19 protein-coding genes are annotated in these 17,625 nt (G+C 71.4%); 11 read left to right on the plus strand and 8 right to left on the minus strand.

Translation table 11 applies throughout. The features are described from left to right. Position 1: 1 nt before the first annotated feature. The 3 genes from AB0H84_RS22960 to hrcA are packed head-to-tail and all read right to left on the minus strand — an operon-like array spanning position 2 to position 2,893. Positions 2 to 727: a 16S rRNA (uracil(1498)-N(3))-methyltransferase gene (locus AB0H84_RS22960; RefSeq protein ID WP_357607455.1), complete on the minus strand. Its 726-nt coding sequence runs from the start codon at positions 725 to 727 to the stop codon at positions 2 to 4. A 1-nt stretch (position 728) separates the two neighbouring features. Further along, the gene (gene dnaJ, locus AB0H84_RS22965) at positions 729 to 1,868 is read right to left on the minus strand and encodes a molecular chaperone DnaJ (RefSeq protein WP_357607458.1); all 1,140 of its coding nucleotides are present in this window, start codon (positions 1,866 to 1,868) and stop codon (positions 729 to 731) included. Between the two features lie 11 nt (positions 1,869 to 1,879). Then, the gene (gene hrcA, locus AB0H84_RS22970; RefSeq protein ID WP_357607461.1) at positions 1,880 to 2,893 is read right to left on the minus strand and encodes a heat-inducible transcriptional repressor HrcA; all 1,014 of its coding nucleotides are present in this window, start codon (positions 2,891 to 2,893) and stop codon (positions 1,880 to 1,882) included. Between the two features lie 470 nt (positions 2,894 to 3,363). Between hrcA and AB0H84_RS22975 the strand changes: the two genes are divergently transcribed. Genes AB0H84_RS22975 through AB0H84_RS22985 form a run of 3 tightly spaced genes read left to right on the plus strand, consistent with a single transcriptional unit; the run spans position 3,364 to position 5,455 of the window. Beyond that, positions 3,364 to 3,852: a hypothetical protein gene (locus tag AB0H84_RS22975; RefSeq protein ID WP_357607464.1), complete on the plus strand. Its 489-nt coding sequence runs from the start codon at positions 3,364 to 3,366 to the stop codon at positions 3,850 to 3,852. 17 nt (positions 3,853 to 3,869) lie between these two features. Continuing rightward, positions 3,870 to 4,676 carry a DUF3097 domain-containing protein gene (locus AB0H84_RS22980; protein WP_357607467.1) on the plus strand — a complete coding sequence of 269 codons (807 nt, stop codon included), beginning with the start codon at positions 3,870 to 3,872 and terminating at the stop codon, positions 4,674 to 4,676. Further along, entirely contained in the window at positions 4,673 to 5,455 is a 783-nt protein-coding gene (locus tag AB0H84_RS22985; protein WP_357607470.1) for a DUF4870 domain-containing protein, read from the plus strand. Before AB0H84_RS22980 ends, AB0H84_RS22985 begins: the two co-directional genes overlap by 4 nt. Here AB0H84_RS22985 and hemW read toward each other — a convergent pair. Next, positions 5,452 to 6,672 carry a radical SAM family heme chaperone HemW gene (hemW, locus tag AB0H84_RS22990; protein ID WP_357607473.1) on the minus strand — a complete coding sequence of 407 codons (1,221 nt, stop codon included), beginning with the start codon at positions 6,670 to 6,672 and terminating at the stop codon, positions 5,452 to 5,454. The two genes, AB0H84_RS22985 and hemW, sit on opposite strands and share 4 nt — an antisense overlap. Positions 6,673 to 6,761: 89 nt before the next feature. Between hemW and AB0H84_RS22995 the strand changes: the two genes are divergently transcribed. Together AB0H84_RS22995 and AB0H84_RS23000 are read left to right on the plus strand one after the other, a co-directional pair. After that, positions 6,762 to 7,103: an NAD(P)-binding protein gene (locus AB0H84_RS22995; protein WP_357607474.1), complete on the plus strand. Its 342-nt coding sequence runs from the start codon at positions 6,762 to 6,764 to the stop codon at positions 7,101 to 7,103. Positions 7,104 to 7,377: 274 nt separating this feature from the next. Then, the gene (locus tag AB0H84_RS23000; RefSeq protein ID WP_357607476.1) at positions 7,378 to 7,974 is read left to right on the plus strand and encodes a hypothetical protein; all 597 of its coding nucleotides are present in this window, start codon (positions 7,378 to 7,380) and stop codon (positions 7,972 to 7,974) included. 26 nt (positions 7,975 to 8,000) lie between these two features. Here the strand turns inward: AB0H84_RS23000 and AB0H84_RS23005 are convergent, their stop codons facing one another. Then, entirely contained in the window at positions 8,001 to 8,645 is a 645-nt protein-coding gene (locus AB0H84_RS23005) for an MOSC domain-containing protein (RefSeq protein ID WP_357607479.1), read from the minus strand. Between the two features lie 138 nt (positions 8,646 to 8,783). Here AB0H84_RS23005 and AB0H84_RS23010 point away from each other — a divergent pair, with 138 nt between their 5' ends. From AB0H84_RS23010 to AB0H84_RS23020, 3 genes are read left to right on the plus strand one after another with little or no spacing between them, the layout of a single operon-like run. Then, positions 8,784 to 9,272, plus strand: a complete 489-nt coding sequence (locus AB0H84_RS23010) for a hypothetical protein (protein WP_357607482.1) — start codon at positions 8,784 to 8,786, stop codon at positions 9,270 to 9,272. After that, positions 9,272 to 10,540, plus strand: a complete 1,269-nt coding sequence (locus AB0H84_RS23015; RefSeq protein ID WP_357607837.1) for a histidine kinase — start codon at positions 9,272 to 9,274, stop codon at positions 10,538 to 10,540. The genes AB0H84_RS23010 and AB0H84_RS23015 overlap by 1 nt, the downstream gene beginning before the upstream one ends. Further along, positions 10,537 to 11,229: a response regulator transcription factor gene (locus tag AB0H84_RS23020; RefSeq protein WP_357607485.1), complete on the plus strand. Its 693-nt coding sequence runs from the start codon at positions 10,537 to 10,539 to the stop codon at positions 11,227 to 11,229. The genes AB0H84_RS23015 and AB0H84_RS23020 overlap by 4 nt, the downstream gene beginning before the upstream one ends. A 348-nt stretch (positions 11,230 to 11,577) precedes the next feature. Here the strand turns inward: AB0H84_RS23020 and AB0H84_RS23025 are convergent, their stop codons facing one another. Beyond that, a complete protein-coding gene (locus tag AB0H84_RS23025; RefSeq protein WP_357607487.1) occupies positions 11,578 to 11,868 on the minus strand; it encodes a hypothetical protein in 291 nt (96 codons plus the stop codon). Between the two features lie 117 nt (positions 11,869 to 11,985). Here AB0H84_RS23025 and ccmA point away from each other — a divergent pair, with 117 nt between their 5' ends. After that, positions 11,986 to 12,609, plus strand: coding sequence for a heme ABC exporter ATP-binding protein CcmA (gene ccmA, locus AB0H84_RS23030; protein WP_357607490.1), 624 nt, complete (start codon positions 11,986 to 11,988; stop codon positions 12,607 to 12,609). Continuing rightward, positions 12,606 to 14,189 (plus strand): DUF6297 family protein, encoded by a 1,584-nt coding sequence (locus AB0H84_RS23035; protein WP_357607492.1) that lies wholly within the window; start codon positions 12,606 to 12,608, stop codon positions 14,187 to 14,189. The genes ccmA and AB0H84_RS23035 overlap by 4 nt, the downstream gene beginning before the upstream one ends. Here the strand turns inward: AB0H84_RS23035 and AB0H84_RS23040 are convergent. Together AB0H84_RS23040 and lepA are read right to left on the minus strand one after the other, a co-directional pair. Beyond that, entirely contained in the window at positions 14,177 to 14,668 is a 492-nt protein-coding gene (locus tag AB0H84_RS23040) for a GNAT family N-acetyltransferase (RefSeq protein WP_357607495.1), read from the minus strand. The genes AB0H84_RS23035 and AB0H84_RS23040 overlap by 13 nt on opposite strands. Before the next feature lie 18 nt (positions 14,669 to 14,686). Next, entirely contained in the window at positions 14,687 to 16,513 is a 1,827-nt protein-coding gene (gene lepA / locus AB0H84_RS23045; protein ID WP_357607498.1) for a translation elongation factor 4, read from the minus strand. Between the two features lie 55 nt (positions 16,514 to 16,568). Between lepA and AB0H84_RS23050 the strand changes: the two genes are divergently transcribed. Next, positions 16,569 to 17,555 carry a glycosyl hydrolase family 18 protein gene (locus AB0H84_RS23050; RefSeq protein WP_357607501.1) on the plus strand — a complete coding sequence of 329 codons (987 nt, stop codon included), beginning with the start codon at positions 16,569 to 16,571 and terminating at the stop codon, positions 17,553 to 17,555. Positions 17,556 to 17,625: the final 70 nt, after the last annotated feature.

Here is a 17,625-nt window from a genome sequence, read left to right on the forward strand (position 1 = left end):
TTTACCAGCGTCCGGTACGTGTGAGCAGCACGGAGGCCGCCGCCACCCCCGCCGTGGACGTACGCAGCACCGTCGGCCCCAGCAGCACGGGCACCGCCTTGGCCGCCCGGAACCCGGCCAGCTCCGCCTCCGAGACGCCGCCCTCCGGCCCCACGACCACCACGATGTCGCCCGACGCGGGCAGCGCCACGCCGGACAGCGGCTCCGCCGCCTCCTCGTGCAGGACCAGCCCCAGCGCCGCGCCCGCCAGCAGGTCCTCGACCCGGGCGGTGGTGGCGGGCTCCGTCACTTCGGGCAGGTGGAACCGGCGGGCCTGCTTGCCCGCCTCGCGGGCGGTGGAGCGCCAGCGATGCAGCGCCTTGGCGACCTTGTCGCCCTTCCACTGGGTGATGCTGCGCGAGGCAGCCCACGGCACGATGACGTCGACGCCCGCCTCGGTCATCATCTCGACCGCCAGCTCGCCCCTGTCGCCCTTGGGCAGCCCCTGGACGACGACCAGCCGCGGCTCGGGCGGCTCGACCTCGTAGCGGCGCAGGACGTCGAGCCGGAGTGAGTCCTTCAGCGCCTCGCGCACGACGCACTCGGCGACCGTGCCGGCGCCGTCCGTCAGATCGACCCGCTCACCGGCTCGCAGGCGGCGCACGGAGGCCGCGTGCCGCCCCTCGGGACCGGCGAGCGTCAGCTCGGGACCGTCCAGCTCCTCGGACAGGAACACCGGGACGGTCACGTCACCTGCCGTTGAAGGCGTCGCGCAGCCGGGAGAAGAAGCCCTGCTGGCCGGGGGCGAACTTGCCCGGCGGCCGCTCCTCGCCCCGCTGCTTGGCGAACTCGCGCAGCAGCTCCTCCTGCGCCGGGTCGAGACGGGTCGGGGTCTCGACGTTGACGTGGATCAGCAGGTCGCCGCGGCCGGACTCGTTGAGCCGCTGCACGCCCCGCCCGAACATGGTGATGACCTGGCCCGACTGCGTGCCCGGGCGGACGTCGACCTCCTCGGAGCCGTCGAGCGTCTCCACCGCCAGGATGGTGCCGAGCGCGGCGGCGGTCATCGGGATCTGCACGGTGCAGTGGAGATCGTCGCCGCGCCGCTCGAAGATCTCGTGAGCACGCTCGACGATCTCCAGGAACAGGTCTCCGGGCGGGCCGCCGCCGGGGCCGACCTCGCCCTCGCCGGCGAGCTGGATGTGGGTGCCGTCCTCGACGCCCGCGGGGATGCGGACCTTGATCGTACGGCGGGTGCGCACCCGGCCGTCGCCGGAGCACTCCTGGCAGGGGTGGCGGATGATGGTGCCGAACCCGCCGCACTGCGGGCACGGCCGCGAGGTCATGACCTGGCCCAGGAACGACCGGGTGACCTGGGAGATCTCGCCGCGCCCGCTGCACATGTCGCAGGTGTCGGGATGCGTGCCGGGCGCCGCGCCCGCCCCGTGGCAGACCTCGCAGAGCACGGCCGTGTCGACGACCAGCTCGCGGGTGGTGCCGAACGCCGTCTCGCGCAGGTCGAGCTCGACCCGGATGGTGGCGTTGCGGCCCCTGCGGGCACGCGAGCGCGGCCCCCTGGCGCCCGTGGCGGTGCCGAAGAAGGCGTCCATGATGTCGCTGAACGGGAAGCCCGCTCCGAAGCCGCCGGCACCCGCGCCTGCTCCCGCTCCGCCGAACGGGTCGCCACCCAGGTCGTACATCTGGCGCTTGTTCGGGTCGGACAGCACCTCGTAGGCCTGCGTGATCTCCTTGAACCGCTCCTGGGTCTCAGGATCGGGGTTCACGTCGGGATGCAGCTCGCGGGCCAGGCGGCGGTACGCCTTCTTGATCTCGTCCTGACTGGCGTCACGGCGCACCCCGAGGGTGGCGTAGTAGTCGCTGTTTGCCACTTATCGACCTCTTATGATGCAGCCAGGATCTGGCTGACGTAGCGTGCCACCGCGCGCACGGCGCCCATCGTAACCGGGTAGTCCATCCTGGTCGGTCCCAGCACGCCGAGCCGGGCCAGCTGGTTGTCGCCAGAACCGTATCCGGTCGCGACGATGGATGTCCCCCGCAGGTAGGGGTTTTCGGAGCCGATGCGCACGGTGAGCGCGGACGGGGTGTCGTTGGTAGTCTCGCCAAGCAGCCGCATGAGCACGACCTGCTCCTCCAGCGCCTCGAGCACGTCGCGCAGGCCGGTCGTGAAGTCGGCGCCCGCGAGGTTCGCCGCGCCGGCGAACACGATCTTCTCGTCGTGCCGCTCGACCAGCGTCTCCAGCAGCACCGACAGGATCGTGGCCGCCGCGGGCCGGTCTTCGACAGGCAGCCGCTCGGGCATGTCGGCGACGAGCTCGGGCACGTTGCTCAGGCCGCAGCCGTCGAGGGAGGCGTTGAACACCGCGCGCAGGTGGGCGATGCGGGTGTCATCCACGGCCTCGGGCAGCTCGATCACCCGCTGCTCGACGCGGCCGGTGTTGGTGATCAGCACGAGCATGACCCGCCGCTCGTTGAGCGGCACCAGCTCGACGTGCCTGACCGTCGAACGCGTCAGCGTCGGGTACTGCACGACCGCCACCTGCCTGGTCAGCTGCGCGAGCAGCCGGACCGTGCGGGTGACCACGTCGTCGAGGTCGACCGCGCCCGCGAGGAACGTCTCGATCGCCCTGCGCTCGGCCGCCGACAGCGGCTTGACCTGCGAGAGCCGGTCGACGAACAGGCGGTAGCCCTTGTCCGTCGGCACGCGGCCCGCGCTGGTGTGCGGCTGGGTGATGTAGCCCTCCTCCTCCAGCGCGGCCATGTCGTTCCTGACCGTCGCCGGGGAGACCTTCAGGTTGTGGCGCTCGGCGAGCGCCTTGGAGCCCACCGGTTCGTTGGTGGACACGTAGTCTTCGACAATGGCGCGGAGCACCGCCAGCTTCCGATCGTCGAGCACGTGCTCACCTCCTGCCTCTGCCATTCGAGGAACGCAACCATCTAGCACTCTGTGTTCCTGAGTGCCAAGTGTACGGCTCTCGCCCACAAGGTGCGATAACAGCAAGTCGCAACCTGGCTCCTAGCTTCTTACAAGGGGCAAGTACCACACTTGCCGACATGAGCGACAATTCACCCCCTCCGCCTTACGGCCCGCAGCCCGGCTCCCAGCCGGGTTACGGCCCTCAACCCGGGTCCCAGCCCGGTTACGGCCCTCAGCCCGGGTCCCAGCCGGGCTACGGGCCACCTCCGCCGCAGTACGGGCCTGCGCCGCAGTACGGCCCGCCACCGCAGTACGGCCCGCCGTCTCAATACGGCCCACCTCCTCAGTACGGACAATACGGCCAACAACCCCAATTTCCCCCTCGAATCGACTCGAAAGCCATCAAGCCGCGCCTGTGGTGGATCGGACTGGTCTGGGGCATCTTCGTCGTGTGCGCGATCGCCGGTGTCGTGGTGTTCTCCACGGGCCTGGTGAACAGCGTGAGCGACCTGGCCCCGAACAGGACATTCGCGTCCGGCGAACGCGTGACGATCCCGGTCGACCCGGCGGACCGGCCCGCGATCTACCTGTCCAGCGACACGCAGGTCAACTACGTGTGCGAGATCTCCAGCCCGGCCAAGCTCGCCAAGACCGCGGGCACGCAGAAGGTCACGTCCGGATCCGTCACCTGGGTGGAGCTCTTCGTGGTCAACGCCCCGTCCAAGGGCGACTACCAGCTCATCTGCACCACCCCGGAGCAGGCCGACGTGCGGTACGGCGTGGGCCGCCCGCTGGCCTCGGCCGCGGGCGGCATCGCCGGCGGGGTGGCCGCGCTCCTCCTGATCCCGGGCGCGGGGCTGCTCGTCGCCGTCATCGGCACGGTCGTCGTCCTGGTACGCCGTAGCGGCGCGCGCAAGCGCCTTGCGGTCGCCGGGTGATTTGCTACGGTCCCCGTGTGTACGAGGGCGATGTGCTGGCGGGAAATTGGCGGCGGCCGGGGAAGGGCAAGATCCCCCACGTGCCTGCCGAGTTGGACCTGGTCGTGGAGGACGCCGACAGCGGCTTCTGCGGCGCGGTGGTGGCCTGCGACAAGGAGGCCGTGACGCTCGAAGACCGGTTCGGCAAGCGCCGCCTGTTCCCGCTCGCGCCCGCCGCGTTCCTGCTGGAGGGCAAGCCCGTGACGCTGGTACGCCCGGCGGCGGCCCCCGCGGCCCCCCGGCGCAGCGCGTCCGGCTCGATCGCCGTGGAGGGGCTGCGGGCGAGGGTCGCGAGGGAGAGCCGGATCTACGTGGAGGGCGTGCACGACGCCGCCCTGGTCGAGAAGATCTGGGGCCATGACCTGCGGGTAGAGGGGGTCGTGGTCGAATACCTGGAGGGCGTGGACCACCTGCCGGCCATCGTGGCGGAGTTCGGCCCGGAGCCGGGGCGCCGGCTGGGGGTGCTGGTGGACCATCTCGTGCCCGGCTCCAAGGAGAGCAGGATCGCGGCCGAGATCACCTCGCCGGACGTGCTCGTCGTGGGGCATCCGTTCGTCGACATCTGGGAGGCGGTCAAGCCGTCCGTGCTGCGCATCCCGGCCTGGCCGGCCGTGCCGCGCGGGGTGCCGTGGAAAGAGGGCGTGATCGACGCCTTGGGCTGGCGCATGGAGCCCGCGGAGGCGTGGCGGCGGATCCTCGGCTCCGTCTCCACGTACGCAGACCTGGAGCCGGAACTCCTCGGCCGGGTCGAGGAACTGATCGACTTCGTTACGGAGGCACCATGAGCCAGGACCCGCCGCAGCCGGCGCCGGACGACGACGCCACCCGCTTCGTCCCACCTTCGGACATCCCGCCCAGCCAGGGCTCCGGCCCTCAGCAGCCGGACTACGGCCGGCAACCCGGCTCCGAGCTCGGCTACGGTGAGCAGCTGGGCTACGGGCAGCAACCCAGTTCTCAGCCCGGCTACGGACAGCAAGGTTACGGACAGTCGGGCTACGGTCAGCCTGGCTATGGTCAGGCCGGTTACGGACAACCGGGCTACGGCCAGCCAAGCTCAGGTGACCAGCCCGGTTACGGCCAGCCGGGTTACGGCCAGCCTGGTTACGGTCAGCCCGGTTACGGCCAGCAACCCCCGAGCTATCCCCCTCCCCCGCCGCCCGGTTACGGCCCGCCACCGCAGCCCGGCTACGGGTACGCCCGGCCCCCGGGAGAGCCGTACGTCCCCGGCAGGTTCGGCCCCCGTCCGGGCACCGACGACACCACCATGGCGATGCTCTCGCACCTGCTCGGCCTGCTGGTCTCGTGGATCGGCCCGCTGATCATCTATCTGATGAAGAAGGACGAGTCCCCCTACGTCAGGGACCAGGCGGCGGAGGCGCTCAACTTCCAGATCACGATGTTCATCGGCTATGTCATCGCCTTCGTCCTGGCGTTCGTCTTCATCGGCATACTCCTGCTCCCGGTCATCTGGGTCCTGTCGCTGATCTTCCACATCCAGGCCGCCATAGCCACCAACCGGGGCGAGAGGTACCGCTACCCGTTCTCCATCCGCATGATCACCTAGGCCAGCAGGTCCCTGACGAGGGCGTCGGCCAGCAGCCGCCCCTGGAGCGTGAGCACCATCAGGCCCGATCTGAAAGGCCCGGGCTCCAGCAGGCCGCGCGCCAGCGCGCTCGCCACGGCTGGGCGCGCGGCGGGCGCCACCTCGGCCAGCGGGTAGCCGGACGACAGCCGCAGCTCCAGCATCAGCCGCTCGGCCGCCCGGTCGTCGTCGCCGAGCACCTCGCGCGCGTGGGCGGGCGAGGCGCCGGCGGCCAGGCGCTGGGCGTAGGCGGCCGGGTGCTTGACGTTCCACCAGCGGGTGCCGCCGACGTGGCTGTGGGCGCCGGGACCGGCGGCCCACCAGTCGCCGCCGGTCCAGTAGAGCAGGTTGTGGCGGCAGCGCGCCTGCTCGGAGGTGGCCCAGTTGGAGACCTCGTACCAGGTCAACCCGGCCTGCGACAGCAGCTCGTCGGCGATCTGGTAGCGGTCGGCGGCCACGTCGTCGTCGGGCATGGGCAGCTCGCCGCGCCTGATCCTGGCCGCCAGCCTGGTGCCCTCCTCCACGATCAGCGAGTACGCCGACACGTGGTCGGGCCCGGCCTCGATCGCGGCGGCCAGCGAGGCCCGCCAGTCGTCGTCGGACTCGCCGGGCGTGCTGTAGATCAGGTCGAGGTTGACGTGCTCGAACCCGGCCTGCCTGGCCTCCCGCACGGCCGCCGCCGCCCTGCCGGGGGTGTGCCGGCGGTCGAGCACCTGGAGCACGTGCTCGCGTACGCTCTGCATGCCGAAGCTGACCCGGTTGAAGCCGCCCTGGCGGAGCTTGTCGAGGTAGGCGGGGTCCACGGACTCGGGGTTGGCCTCGGTGGTCACCTCGGCCCCCGGCCGCAGCCCGAACTCCGCGTCGATCGCGGCCAGGATCCTGGACAGGTCTTCCGGAGGCAGCAGCGTGGGCGTGCCGCCGCCGAAGAACACCGTCTCCACCGGCAGGTCGGCCGCGCCCAGGACGCGGCGCGCGAGGCGGATCTCCTCGACGACCGTGTCCGCGTAGTCCCGTTGCGAGGCGCCGGGGCCCAGCTCGGCGGCGGTGTAGGTGTTGAAGTCGCAGTAGCCGCAGCGGGTCACGCAGAACGGCACGTGCACGTAGAAGCCGAACGGCCGCTCGCCGAGGCCCTTCAGGGCGCTGTCGGGCAGCTCGCCCGAGGAGGGCGCGGGATCGCCGTCAGGCAGGGTGGATGGCACGCTTCCAGTTTGCCGGGTTCTCAGGAGTGCTATCGAACTGCGACTCCCAAGGCGTCCACTGGTGCCGTACCGGCTGAAGGGGGCCTCGCATGGCAGGCATCGGCATCGTGGGCGCCGGCATCTCCGGCCTGACCCTCGCGCTGCGCCTGCAGCAGCTCGGCGTCGACGCCACGCTCTATGCCGAGGGCGATGCCGACGCGATGCGCTCGGGGCGCCTGCCCAACACGGTGAGCAGGATGGGACACACCCTGGCGCGGGAGCGGGAGCTGGGCATCGGGCACTACCGGGATCCCGGGTGCCTGATGGGATCCGCCAGGCTCTCGATCAAGGGGGACCCGCCGCTGGAGTTCGTCGGCCGGATCTCCGAGCCGTTCCACGCGGTCGACTTCCGCCATTCTGGCTGCAAGAATCGAATAGCTTTTCGTGGTTGATGTGTTACGCTCGGTAGCACGGCGACGGGATCGAACGCACCCGGCCTGGCCGGGGTACGGCTTTGCGGTCTGCTATCGGAACCGCACTAGGCGTGGTTCGCCGCGCCGGGGCTGCCGTCAACCAGCCCAAACGCGGAACGTCGTTTCGCAATGCGGCCCGTGCCCGTCCGCCAGACAGGAGTGAGAGCCGCAAGCTCTGGGCCTCCAGCCCCGGGTCGTTGACCTACAACATCTCGCCCTGCTGCGGCGAGATCCTCCGCATGCCAATGACCACTTGGCACAGCGTGGTCTCCAGCGCGCTCGTCGAGGCGGGCCGCTGGAGCCGATCTCCCGCCTGCCCGCCGCCGAGGTCGCCGGAGAGCTGGCGAGGTTGCTCCCCGGACACGCGCCGCGGCTGGCCGAGCGGGCGGACCCGGGTCTGGAGCTGCTGGGCGAGGAGGACCTGCTGCGCGGCGCGGTCACGCCGGTCGTGCGGAAGGCGGTGGCGGAGCTGCCCGGCGGCCGGATCGCGCTGGCCGTCGGCGACGCCTGGATCACCAACGACCCGCTGACCGGCCAGGGCGCCAACCTGGGCTCGGCCTGCGCGTGGATCGCGGCCGAGGCCATCGCGGCGGGCGGCCCGTACGACACCGCCTTCGGCCACGCCACGGCGGAGCGGATGTGGGAGGCGGCGGCGCCCGTCACGCACTGGACCAACGCGTTCCTGCGTCCGCCGGCCGAGCACGTCCTGACCCTGCTGCTGGCCGCCGCGAGCAGGCAGGACGTGGCGGACGTGGTCCTGGAGCTGTTCGGGGATCCTGCGTACGCGTGGGCGGTGTTCTCGAGTCCGGAGGAGGTGGCGCGGATCGTCGACGGCCCGCCGGGTCCGTGACCGCCTCGACGCCGGCGCGGACCACGTCAGTCCGGCGGCAAGGGCACCTGGCCGAGCGCCCGCTCCGCGATGCGGTCCCACTCGGCGTCATGCCCGGGAACCGCCAGGACGCGGCGGAGCGCGTCCGCGTCCCCGTGGCGGGCACGGAACCAGTCGCCCACCGTGATCCCGGCCTCGGGCCGTGAGACGACCTCCACCGGGTCTCCCTCGCCCAGCTCACCTAGCTCGACCACCCGCAGGTACGCCCCGGGCCGCCCCACCCCCGTGAACCGCTTGACCCACCCGGGCTCGTCCATCCAGTTACGGAAGACCACACACGGCACCCGGGGCCCGCTCACCTCCAGCACAGCGGTGCCCACCCGCCACCGCTCGCCGATCAGTGCCCCGGTGACGTCGACGCCGGACGTGGTGAGGTTCTCGCCGAACCGCCCGTCACGCAGCCCGCGCCCGAGCTCACGCTCCCACCAGTCGTAGTCCTCCCTGGCGTACGCGTAGACGGCGTGGTCGAGTGCGCCGTGGGCCTCCTTGTCGGCCCGCTCGTCACCGGCGAGCCCGTTGGCCAGCACCTTCACCCGGTGCGTGACCCGCTGCTTGTCGATCGCGGTACGGCCCAGCTTCCCCGCCCATTCAGCTTCGACCGGTGTGCCTACATTTACCGAGAGAACGCGCATATCCGGACGGTAACCCGCACGCCCTCCGAAGAGCGAGCCGGTTCGCTCTCACCTCGGCCTCCACCCCAGGGTGGAGATCCGCGTTCTCAACCCTCGGGCCGATCCGCTACGCCCCCTCCCATCCCTACGGTCAAACCCGTGGATTACATGCCGATCTCCTTCCTCATCCTCCTTGTCGCGATCTTCGTCATCTATCGCCAGATGAAGACCCGCCCCACAGCCAAGCGGGGCATGCTCTACACCGCCGCCGTCATGAGCGTCGTCGGCCTCGTCACGGGCGGCCTCATCGACGCCCGGCACCTCGCGCTCAGCATCGGCCTGCTGCCGGTGGAGGCCGCGATCGCCGTCGCACTCGGCGTGTGGCGCGCGGCGACCGTACGGGTGTGGCTGGACGAGTCCGGCGTCGCCTGGTCGAAGGCCACGGGGTGGACCCTGCTGGCGTGGCTGGTGTCGGTCGCGACCCGCGTCGGCCTCTACTTCGCCGGCCAGGCCCTCGGCCTCACCTCCTCCCCCAGCGGGATCCTGCTCTTCGTCGGCCTGACCATCGGCGCCCAGGCGTACCTCGTCGCTCGGCGGGGACGTGCACTCTCCGGCGCGGGCAGGCGACCCGATACCGTCGTGAGGTGATGCGTGAGCCGTCCAGAATCGTCCCCACCGCGCTGCGGCTGGGGACGATCGTGCTGCTGGCCGGGGCCCAGATGACAGCGACCCCCGCACCCGGCCTGACCGGCACCTCCCTTGCGATCACCCTCATGACCATCGCGCTGGCAGGCGCCCTGGCCACCGTCCTGCTCCTGTCGATCCGCCGCACCGAACGTCCGGTGGCACGGCGGCGCGCCGTCAACCCGCCGGCCGCTCTTCGACGGTCGCGCCTCCACGACCTGCCGCTGTGGAAGGCGTTGCGGCGGCCCGCGAGCCCGGTTTGGAACCCGTCACGAGAAGAACCGCAGGCCGGCGACCACGCACCAGCCGAGGGACATCGCCCCGTCCTCGTCTTCGGCGTGCCTGTCGCTCTGATCGCCCTCGGCCTGGCCGTGATCCTCTCCATCGCCCTCGGCAGCCTGAGCCGAGGTGGTGCGGCGATCGCGGTCCTGCTCATCTGCGTCAGCCTGGCCGTGACCCGCTTCCCCATGCGCCAGGCGCTGCCCATCGGCGTACTGGCCGTCGTGGGGCTGGTCGTAGCGGGTGCGATCGCCGGCAACCCGGCCCAGGACCTCCCCCTCATCCTCAGCAACTGCCTGATCTTCCTGCTCTCGTACGCGGCCAAGCAGCGCAGGGCCACCAGAGCCGCCCAGGCACGTGAGGCCGTGCTCGCGGAACGGGCCAGGATCGCCAGGGAGATCCACGACATCCTCGCCCACTCCCTCTCCGCCCAGCTCGTCCACCTGGAGGGCGCCAAGCTGCTGCTCCGCGCGGAGCGGAGCGCCGAGGCGCTCGAACGGGTCACCCACGCCCGCGACCTGGCCAAGTCGGGGCTCGAGGAGGCCAGGCGCGCGGTGGCGGCACTGCGCGAGGATCCGCCCGCGCTCCCCGAGGCGCTGCGCACGCTCGCGGAGGACTTCGAGAGCACCACGCACCACCCCTGCACGCTGCGCGTCTCGGGGCCCGAGCGCCGCCTGCCGCCGGAAACCGAGCTCGCCCTGGTCCGCACCGCCCAGGAAGCCCTCACGAACGTACGCCGCCACGCCCCCGGCAGCCCGGCCACGGTCGAGCTCGAGTTCGGCCCGCCCTGGTGCGAACTGCGCGTCACCAACCCGGCCTCCGCGGAAAAGGGCTCCCCCGGAGGGGGCTACGGCCTCGTGGGCATGCGCGAACGCGCCGAACTGCTGGGCGGAACGCTGTCGGCGGGCGAACACGACGGCGGCTTCCTCGTCCATCTGAAGGTGCCGTCATGACCAGGGTGATCGTGGTGGACGACCAGGCCGTGGTGCGTGAGGGCCTGGTGCTGCTGCTCGGCCTGCTGCCCGAGATCGAGGTCGTCGGCGCGGCGGGCGACGGCGAGGCGGCGCTCCGGCTGGTCGAGGAGGAGCGGCCCGACGTGGTGCTCATGGACCTGCGCATGCCCCGCATGGACGGCGTGGAGGCCACCGGGCGCATCCGCTCGGCGTACCCGGAGACCCAGGTCGTGGTGCTCACCACGTACTCCGACGACGAGTCCGTCTTCGCCGCGCTGAAAGCCGGTGCGCGCGGCTTCCTCACCAAGGACGCCGACTCCGACGACATCGCCAGAGCCGTCGCCACGGTGATGCGCGGCGACGCCCAACTCGACCCCACCGTCCAACGCCGCCTCCTGGACACGATGTCGACATCTCCCTCCCAACCCGCCACGATCCCCGTACCTCCTGCTGAAACCACCACCCCGGCGTCTCCGGGCGCGCTACCGCACGGGTTGACCCGGCGTGAGGGCGAGGTGCTGGCCCTCATCGCCGACGGCCTCTCGAACGCCGAGATCGCCTCCCGCCTGCATGTCACGGAGGCCACCGTCAAGACCCACATCAACAACCTCTTCGCCAAGGCGCACCTGCGGGACCGGGCGCAGGCGGTCACCTACGCCTTCCGCCACGGCATAGCGCACCCGCACTGAGCCGCCTTTCCGTCGCACGAGGACCGCCGCCGCACTGAGCTGCCTCCCCGCCGCACGAAGACGGCCGCCGCGCCGAGACCTCGGCCGCACCGCCTCCGCTGCCAGGGAGACTGCCACCCCGGACCCGCCCCGCCGCCACGGACACCGCAGCCCGGACCCGTCCCGCCGCCACGGACACCGCAGCCCGGACCCGTCCCGCCGCCAGGGAGACCGCCACCGGGCTCCCTGGCCCGGAGGCCCGCCGCGCGGACCACGGACGAGCCTCGGGCGGCATGAGCGGTCGGGTCGCGAGCCGTGAATCGGCGCCTGAGGCGGCGGGCATGTGGCCACAGGGCCGACGGGACCGGCTCAGCCCGCGTTGAGCTGGGACTCGCCATCGAACCCGGCCAGCTGTAACAACGTCTCCAACGCCGCCTGCCTGGTCTCCTCGACCGAGTCGCCCCGCTCACCGAAACACTCCGCCGCCACGTCCAGCAGCGCCGTCACCACGACCGCGTCGGGATAGGGCACATCGACGAGCACCTCGCCGTCGCCCCCCTCCTGCCCTGAAGCCAGGTGGAGTCGCAGCAGCCGTCGAGTCTCCTCAGCCACGGCGACCCCCAGCACGGCAGCACGCTCAAAGCGCTCAGAAGCAATCACGTCACCCTCCAGTCGCACTGGTGTTCGGAACAGAAAGGTAGGCGATGGCACCGACAGAAAATCCCCCGATGATCGCCCGCCCGCCCCACCGGCCACGCCAGTGGCTACGCTCGAACGGTGTACGACTCGATCATCAACGTTCATGACCTCACGGTCGACCTGGGCGGCAACCCCGTACTGCGAGGCATGGAGCTGACCGTCTCAGCGGGCGAGATCGTGGCCGTGGTCGGCCCGAACGGATCCGGCAAGTCGACCCTGCTGCGCTGCCTGGCCGGGCTCCAACCCGCCGCCTCGGGTGAGGTGCGGGTGTTCGGGAGGGCGCCGGCCGACGATGCCGCGTTCTGGCGCGAGGTCGCGCTGCTGGGCGACGAGCCCGCCTGGTACCCGGGGCTCACCGCCCGCGAGCACCTGGAGCTGGTGGGAGCCGTGCATGCTCGGGCGCGCATGACGGTCGAGTCGGCGCTGGAGGAGTTCGCGCTGGTGGAGCGGGCTGACTCGGTGCCGCTGAACCTGTCCACCGGCCAGCGCCAGCGCCTCGCCCTGGCCGCCGCATTGCTCAGGCCCAGCGCGTTGCTGCTGCTGGACGAGCCGGAACGCGGGCTGGACGCCGAGTTCCGGGCCCGGCTGGCCGGCCTGCTCGGTGAGTACGCGGCTGAGGGCGGCACGGTGGTCATGGCCACGCACGACCATGGCCTGGCCGCCCGCGCCCGCCAGGTCTCGCCTTCAGGGGTGGTCGCGTGACGAGCGGGGCCGAGGGCAACGTGCGGTCGGTGCGGGCATACGTCCGCTCGCGCGGCCGAGCCCCGCGGGGCCTCCTCGACCGGTACGTCTCCGGCTTCGGCCTGGCGATGCTCCTCGCGGTGCTCGGCCGGCCGGTGTCCACCGTGCTCACCGGGCTGGCCGGACCGGTCGATCCCGCGCGCATGAGCGCGGGTGCGGCGCTGGTCGCGTTGGCGCTGGCCGGATTCCTCTTCGCGGCCCGGACGGCGGGGCCCGTACTGCTGTCTCCCGCCGACGCGTCCTGGCTCCTGCTCTCGCCGCTCAACCGGCGGCGCCTGCTCGCGCGTACCGGCCGGGTGCTGATCATGGTCGCGGTGGTGGCGGGTGCGGCGCTCGGGCTGGGGCTGCTGGCGGTGCTGGGCGCGCCCGACCAGCTCGTCTGGCGGCTGCTCGGCGCGCTGGTGCTGGGAGTGTCGGCGGCCGTGGGCGGGATGGCGCTGGCGGTGCTCGGCCAGGCCTCCCAGTCCTGGCAGTTCTGGCTGACGGCGGCGATGGTCGCGCTGCTGGTGCTGGCGGTGGTGGCGGTGAGCGGTCAGGCCCGTACGGTGCTCGCCGTTGCCGCGAGCGCCCCCCTCACGACGGTCGCCGCGTCCGCCTCCACGGCTGCCGTGGTCTCCGCGCTGCTGGTACGGCGGGCGTGGGCGTCGCTCGACCGGATCCCCACCCGTATCCTCCTGGCCTCGTCCACCCGCGCGGGCCACGTGGCGGACGCCGCCGTGGGGCTCGATCCCGGCGCGCTCACCTGGATCGCCGAGGAGAACCACTGGCGGGCCAGGACGCTCAGGTCGCGGCGGTGGCCGTCGCTGCCGGCGCCGCTCGCGCTGGCCTGGCAGGACTGGCGGCGGCTGGCACGCAGGCCCGGGCGGCTGGCGGCCATGTCCGGGGCGGCCGGGTTGCCCGTCGTGCTGGCCCAGGCAGGCGCGGGTCCGGCGGCATCGGGGGCGGTCGTGCTGGCGGGGGCGCTGGCCGTGGCGGCGGCGGGCGTGTCAGGTGCGCGCTGGGACCGCGACAACCCGGCCCTTTCCCGGATCGTCGGCGTCGGGCACCGCCCCGCGCTCGCGGCCCGCGCGCTGCTGCCGATGGTGCTGAGCGGCGCGTGGGCAACCCTGGCGCTGGCCGGCCTGAGCGTGTCGGCAAGCCTGGCGCTGGCCGGCCTGGGAGCGTGGGCGAGCGTCGGAACGGCCGTCCCGGGAGCGTGGAGCGTGGGGACGGCCGGACTGAGCGCGTTCTCCGGGGGCTGGTGGCTGTTCGGGCCGCTGGTCGCTCCCGCGCTGGCCGCCGGTGCGCTGCGGATGGCCGGGCGCGGACCGGTCGACCACTCCATGCCGGTCATCGACACGCCGGGCGGCGCGATCCCGACCGGCCCGCTGCTCTGGGCCGCCACCGGGGCGGACCTCGCCGTGCTCGGATGCCTGCCCGCCATCGCGGCCCTGCTCTCCCCGCCCGGCGCGCTGGGCTGGTTCCTGGCGGCTCAGGGCGTATTCGGGGCCCTGACGCTTGTGGGGTACGCGTGGCGCAGAGGAGCGGGTCAGGCCACGTAGACGTCGCTCGGCACGCCCCCGTACGGGATCGTCCGGTCCTTGCGCATGCCGGCCCGCTCCGCCACGCGGTGCGACGGCTCGTTGATGTCGCGGATCACCGCCACGACCGTCCCGAGGTCCTTGCCGATCCGCAGCGCCGCCTCCACGAGCTCACCCGCGTACCCGTGCCCCCAGGCGGACGGCCGGAAGCGGTAGTAGAGGTTCAGCACGTGCTCCCCGCCGAGGAGAGCGTGGCGCAGCCCGCCGAAGCCGAGCACCTCCGACTCCCCCGCGGCCCGCGCCGCCCAGTAGCCGAGCCCGCGCTCGGCCCAGTCGGACAGCCACAGATCCAGCATGGCCCGGCTCGACTCCAGATCGGGAGTCGGGCCGGCGGGGTTGTAGACGTTCGTCCGGGGGTCGGAGTGGATCTCGTGGACAGCGGCCAGATCGTCGGGCGTGACCCGAGAGAGCACCAATCGCGCCGTCTGCACCACTTCCATGGTTTCAGACTAGGCGGTTCATTTCTTCTTGTCGGCGCTGGAGTCGGTGGCCAGCGCGGCGACGAAGGCCTCCTGCGGGACCTCCACGCGCCCGACCATCTTCATCCGCTTCTTGCCTTCCTTCTGCTTCTCCAGCAGCTTGCGCTTACGGGAGATGTCACCGCCGTAGCACTTGGCCAGGACGTCCTTGCGGATGGCGCGGATGTTCTCGCGGGCGATGACCCGGGCCCCGATGGCGGCCTGGATCGGCACCTCGAACTGCTGCCTGGGGATCAGCTCCCGCAGCTTCTTCGCCATGTCGACGCCGTACGTGTAGGCCTTGTCCTTGTGAACGATGGCGCTGAACGCGTCGACCGCCTCACCCTGCAGCAGGATGTCGACCTTGACCAGGTCGGCCTCCTGCTCGCCGGCCGGCTCGTAGTCGAGCGAGGCGTAGCCACGGGTGCGCGACTTGAGCTGGTCGAAGAAGTCAAAGATGATCTCGCCGAGCGGCAGCGTGTAGCGGATCTCGACCCGGTCCTCCGACAGGTAATCCATGCCCAGCAGCTGCCCGCGCCGCCCCTGGCAGATCTCCATGATCGCCCCGATGAACTCGGCCGGCGCCAGGATCGTCGACTTGGTGACCGGCTCGAAGACCTGCGCGATCTTCCCGCCCGTCGGGAACTCCGACGGGTTGGTGACGGTGAGCTCCTTGCCGTCCTCCATGACCACGCGGTAGACCACGTTGGGCGCGGTGGAGATCAGCGACAGGCCGAACTCGCGCTCCAGCCGCTCGCGCACGATCTCCATGTGCAGCAGCCCGAGGAACCCGACCCGGAAGCCGAACCCGAGCGCCGCCGAGGTCTCCGGCTCGTAGACCAGCGCCGCGTCGTTGAGCTGCAGCTTGTCGAGCGCCTCGCGCAGCTCGGGGTATTCGTCGCCGTCGATCGGATAGAGGCCGGAGAACACCATGGGCTTCGGGTGCTCGTAGCCGGCCAGCATGTCGCCGGCGGGCTTGGCGGCCGAGGTGACGGTGTCACCCACGCGCGACTGGCGGACGTCCTTGACGCCCGTGATGAGGTAGCCCACCTCGCCGACGCCCAGGCCGAGGTCGGCGGGCTTGGGCTCGGGCGAGATGACGCCGATCTCCAGCGTCTCGTGGGTGGCGCTGGTGGACATCATGAGGATGCGCTCGCGCTTGCCCAGGTGGCCGTCCACGACCCGCACGTACGTGACGACGCCGCGGTACGTGTCGTACACCGAGTCGAAGATCAGCGCGCGGGCGGCCGCGTCGGCCTTGCCCACCGGGGCGGGCACCGTGTTGACCACGTGGTCGAGCAGCTCGCGCACGCCCTCGCCGGTCTTGCCCGACACCTTGAGCACGTCGGACGGGTCGCAGCCGATCAGCCCCGCCAGCTCCTCGGCGAACTTCTCCGGCTGCGCCGCGGGCAGGTCGATCTTGTTGAGCACGGGGATGATGTGCAGGTCGGCGTTCATGGCCAGGTAGAGGTTGGCCAGCGTCTGCGCCTCGATGCCCTGGGCGGCGTCGACCAGCAGGATGGCGCCCTCGCACGCCTGCAGCGACCTGGAGACCTCATAGGTGAAGTCGACGTGGCCGGGCGTGTCGATCATGTTGAGCACGTGGCCGTCCCACGGCAGCCGCACGGCCTGCGACTTGATCGTGATGCCGCGTTCGCGCTCGATGTCCATCCTGTCGAGGTATTGCGCGCGCATGGAGCGGTCGTCGACCACGCCGGTGATCTGGAGCATCCGGTCGGCAAGGGTCGACTTGCCATGGTCGATGTGCGCGATGATGCAGAAGTTGCGGATCAACGCGGGGTCGGTCTGGCCAGGCTGAGTGCGCACCGAAGTCCGTTTCGACAGGGTTGAGGTCAAGCGTCTTTCATGGTGACATGCCCGGATGAATGCCCGAACCGTCATCCGCCGCGGCCTGCGCCTGCTCGCGCTTGCCTTGGTCATCGTGGTCGCGTTGGCCGCTCTGCTCGCCGCCGCGCTCCGGGTCCAGTTTACCGGTGCCCCGGCGGCCTGGGCGAAGAGCACGGGCAACGACGCCCTGTGGCTGGGCCACATGTGGGTGGACGGCCGCCGTACGGAGCGTGACGTCGAGCGGCTGGTGGTCCGGCTGCGCGCCACGGGCATCAAGGACGTGTACGTCCACTCGGGCCCTTTCAACTGGGACGGCACGCTAAATCCAGCTAAATACCCCAACGCCGGAAATTTCATGAAGTGGATGCACGAACGCCTCCCCGAGGTCCGCGTCTCCGCCTGGCTCGGCCAGTCCGTCAAGAACGGCCTCGACCTGGACGACCCCAAGTCCCGCGAGAACGTCCTGGCCGGAGTCGCCGCCATCATGAAGCAGGGCTACGACGGCATCCACTACAACTTCGAGCCGATCGGCGACGACGACACCGAGTTCCTCGAGCTCCTCGACAGGACCCGGCAGCACACGAAGCTGCTGTCCACCTCCACCCCGCAGATCGAGCCGTACCCGGGGATGCGCCTGACCGCCAGGGCCCTCCTGGCCCACGACAAGTACTGGTCCGAGAGCTACTTCAAGCAGGTCGTGGAGCGCGTGGACCAGGTCGCCGTCATGACGTACGACTCGTTCACGCCCCTGCAGTCCCTCTACGGCGGCTACGTGGCCCGCCAGGCCGAGCTGGCCCTGGACCTGGTGCCCGACGGCAAGTCCCTGTTCATCGGCGCTCCCGCCTATCACGACCACGGCGTCGCCTGGGCCGACGGCGCGGAGAGCGTCGCCATGGCGGCGGAGGGCGCTAAACTCGCGTTAACGGAGCACGGTCGCCGGGAGCGCTTCGGCCTGGCCCTCTACGTGGACTTCGCCGCCACGGAGGAGGACTGGCAGGAGTACATGACGCGCTGGCGTTGATTTGAGCAGCCACCTGAGTTATTGGTAACCTGTTCAACTGCGTGTGGCGCGCCCTCTCTCGAGCCCGCGC

The organism is Nonomuraea sp. NPDC050786 (assembly GCF_040654115.1).
GTDB lineage: Bacteria > Actinomycetota > Actinomycetes > Streptosporangiales > Streptosporangiaceae > Nonomuraea.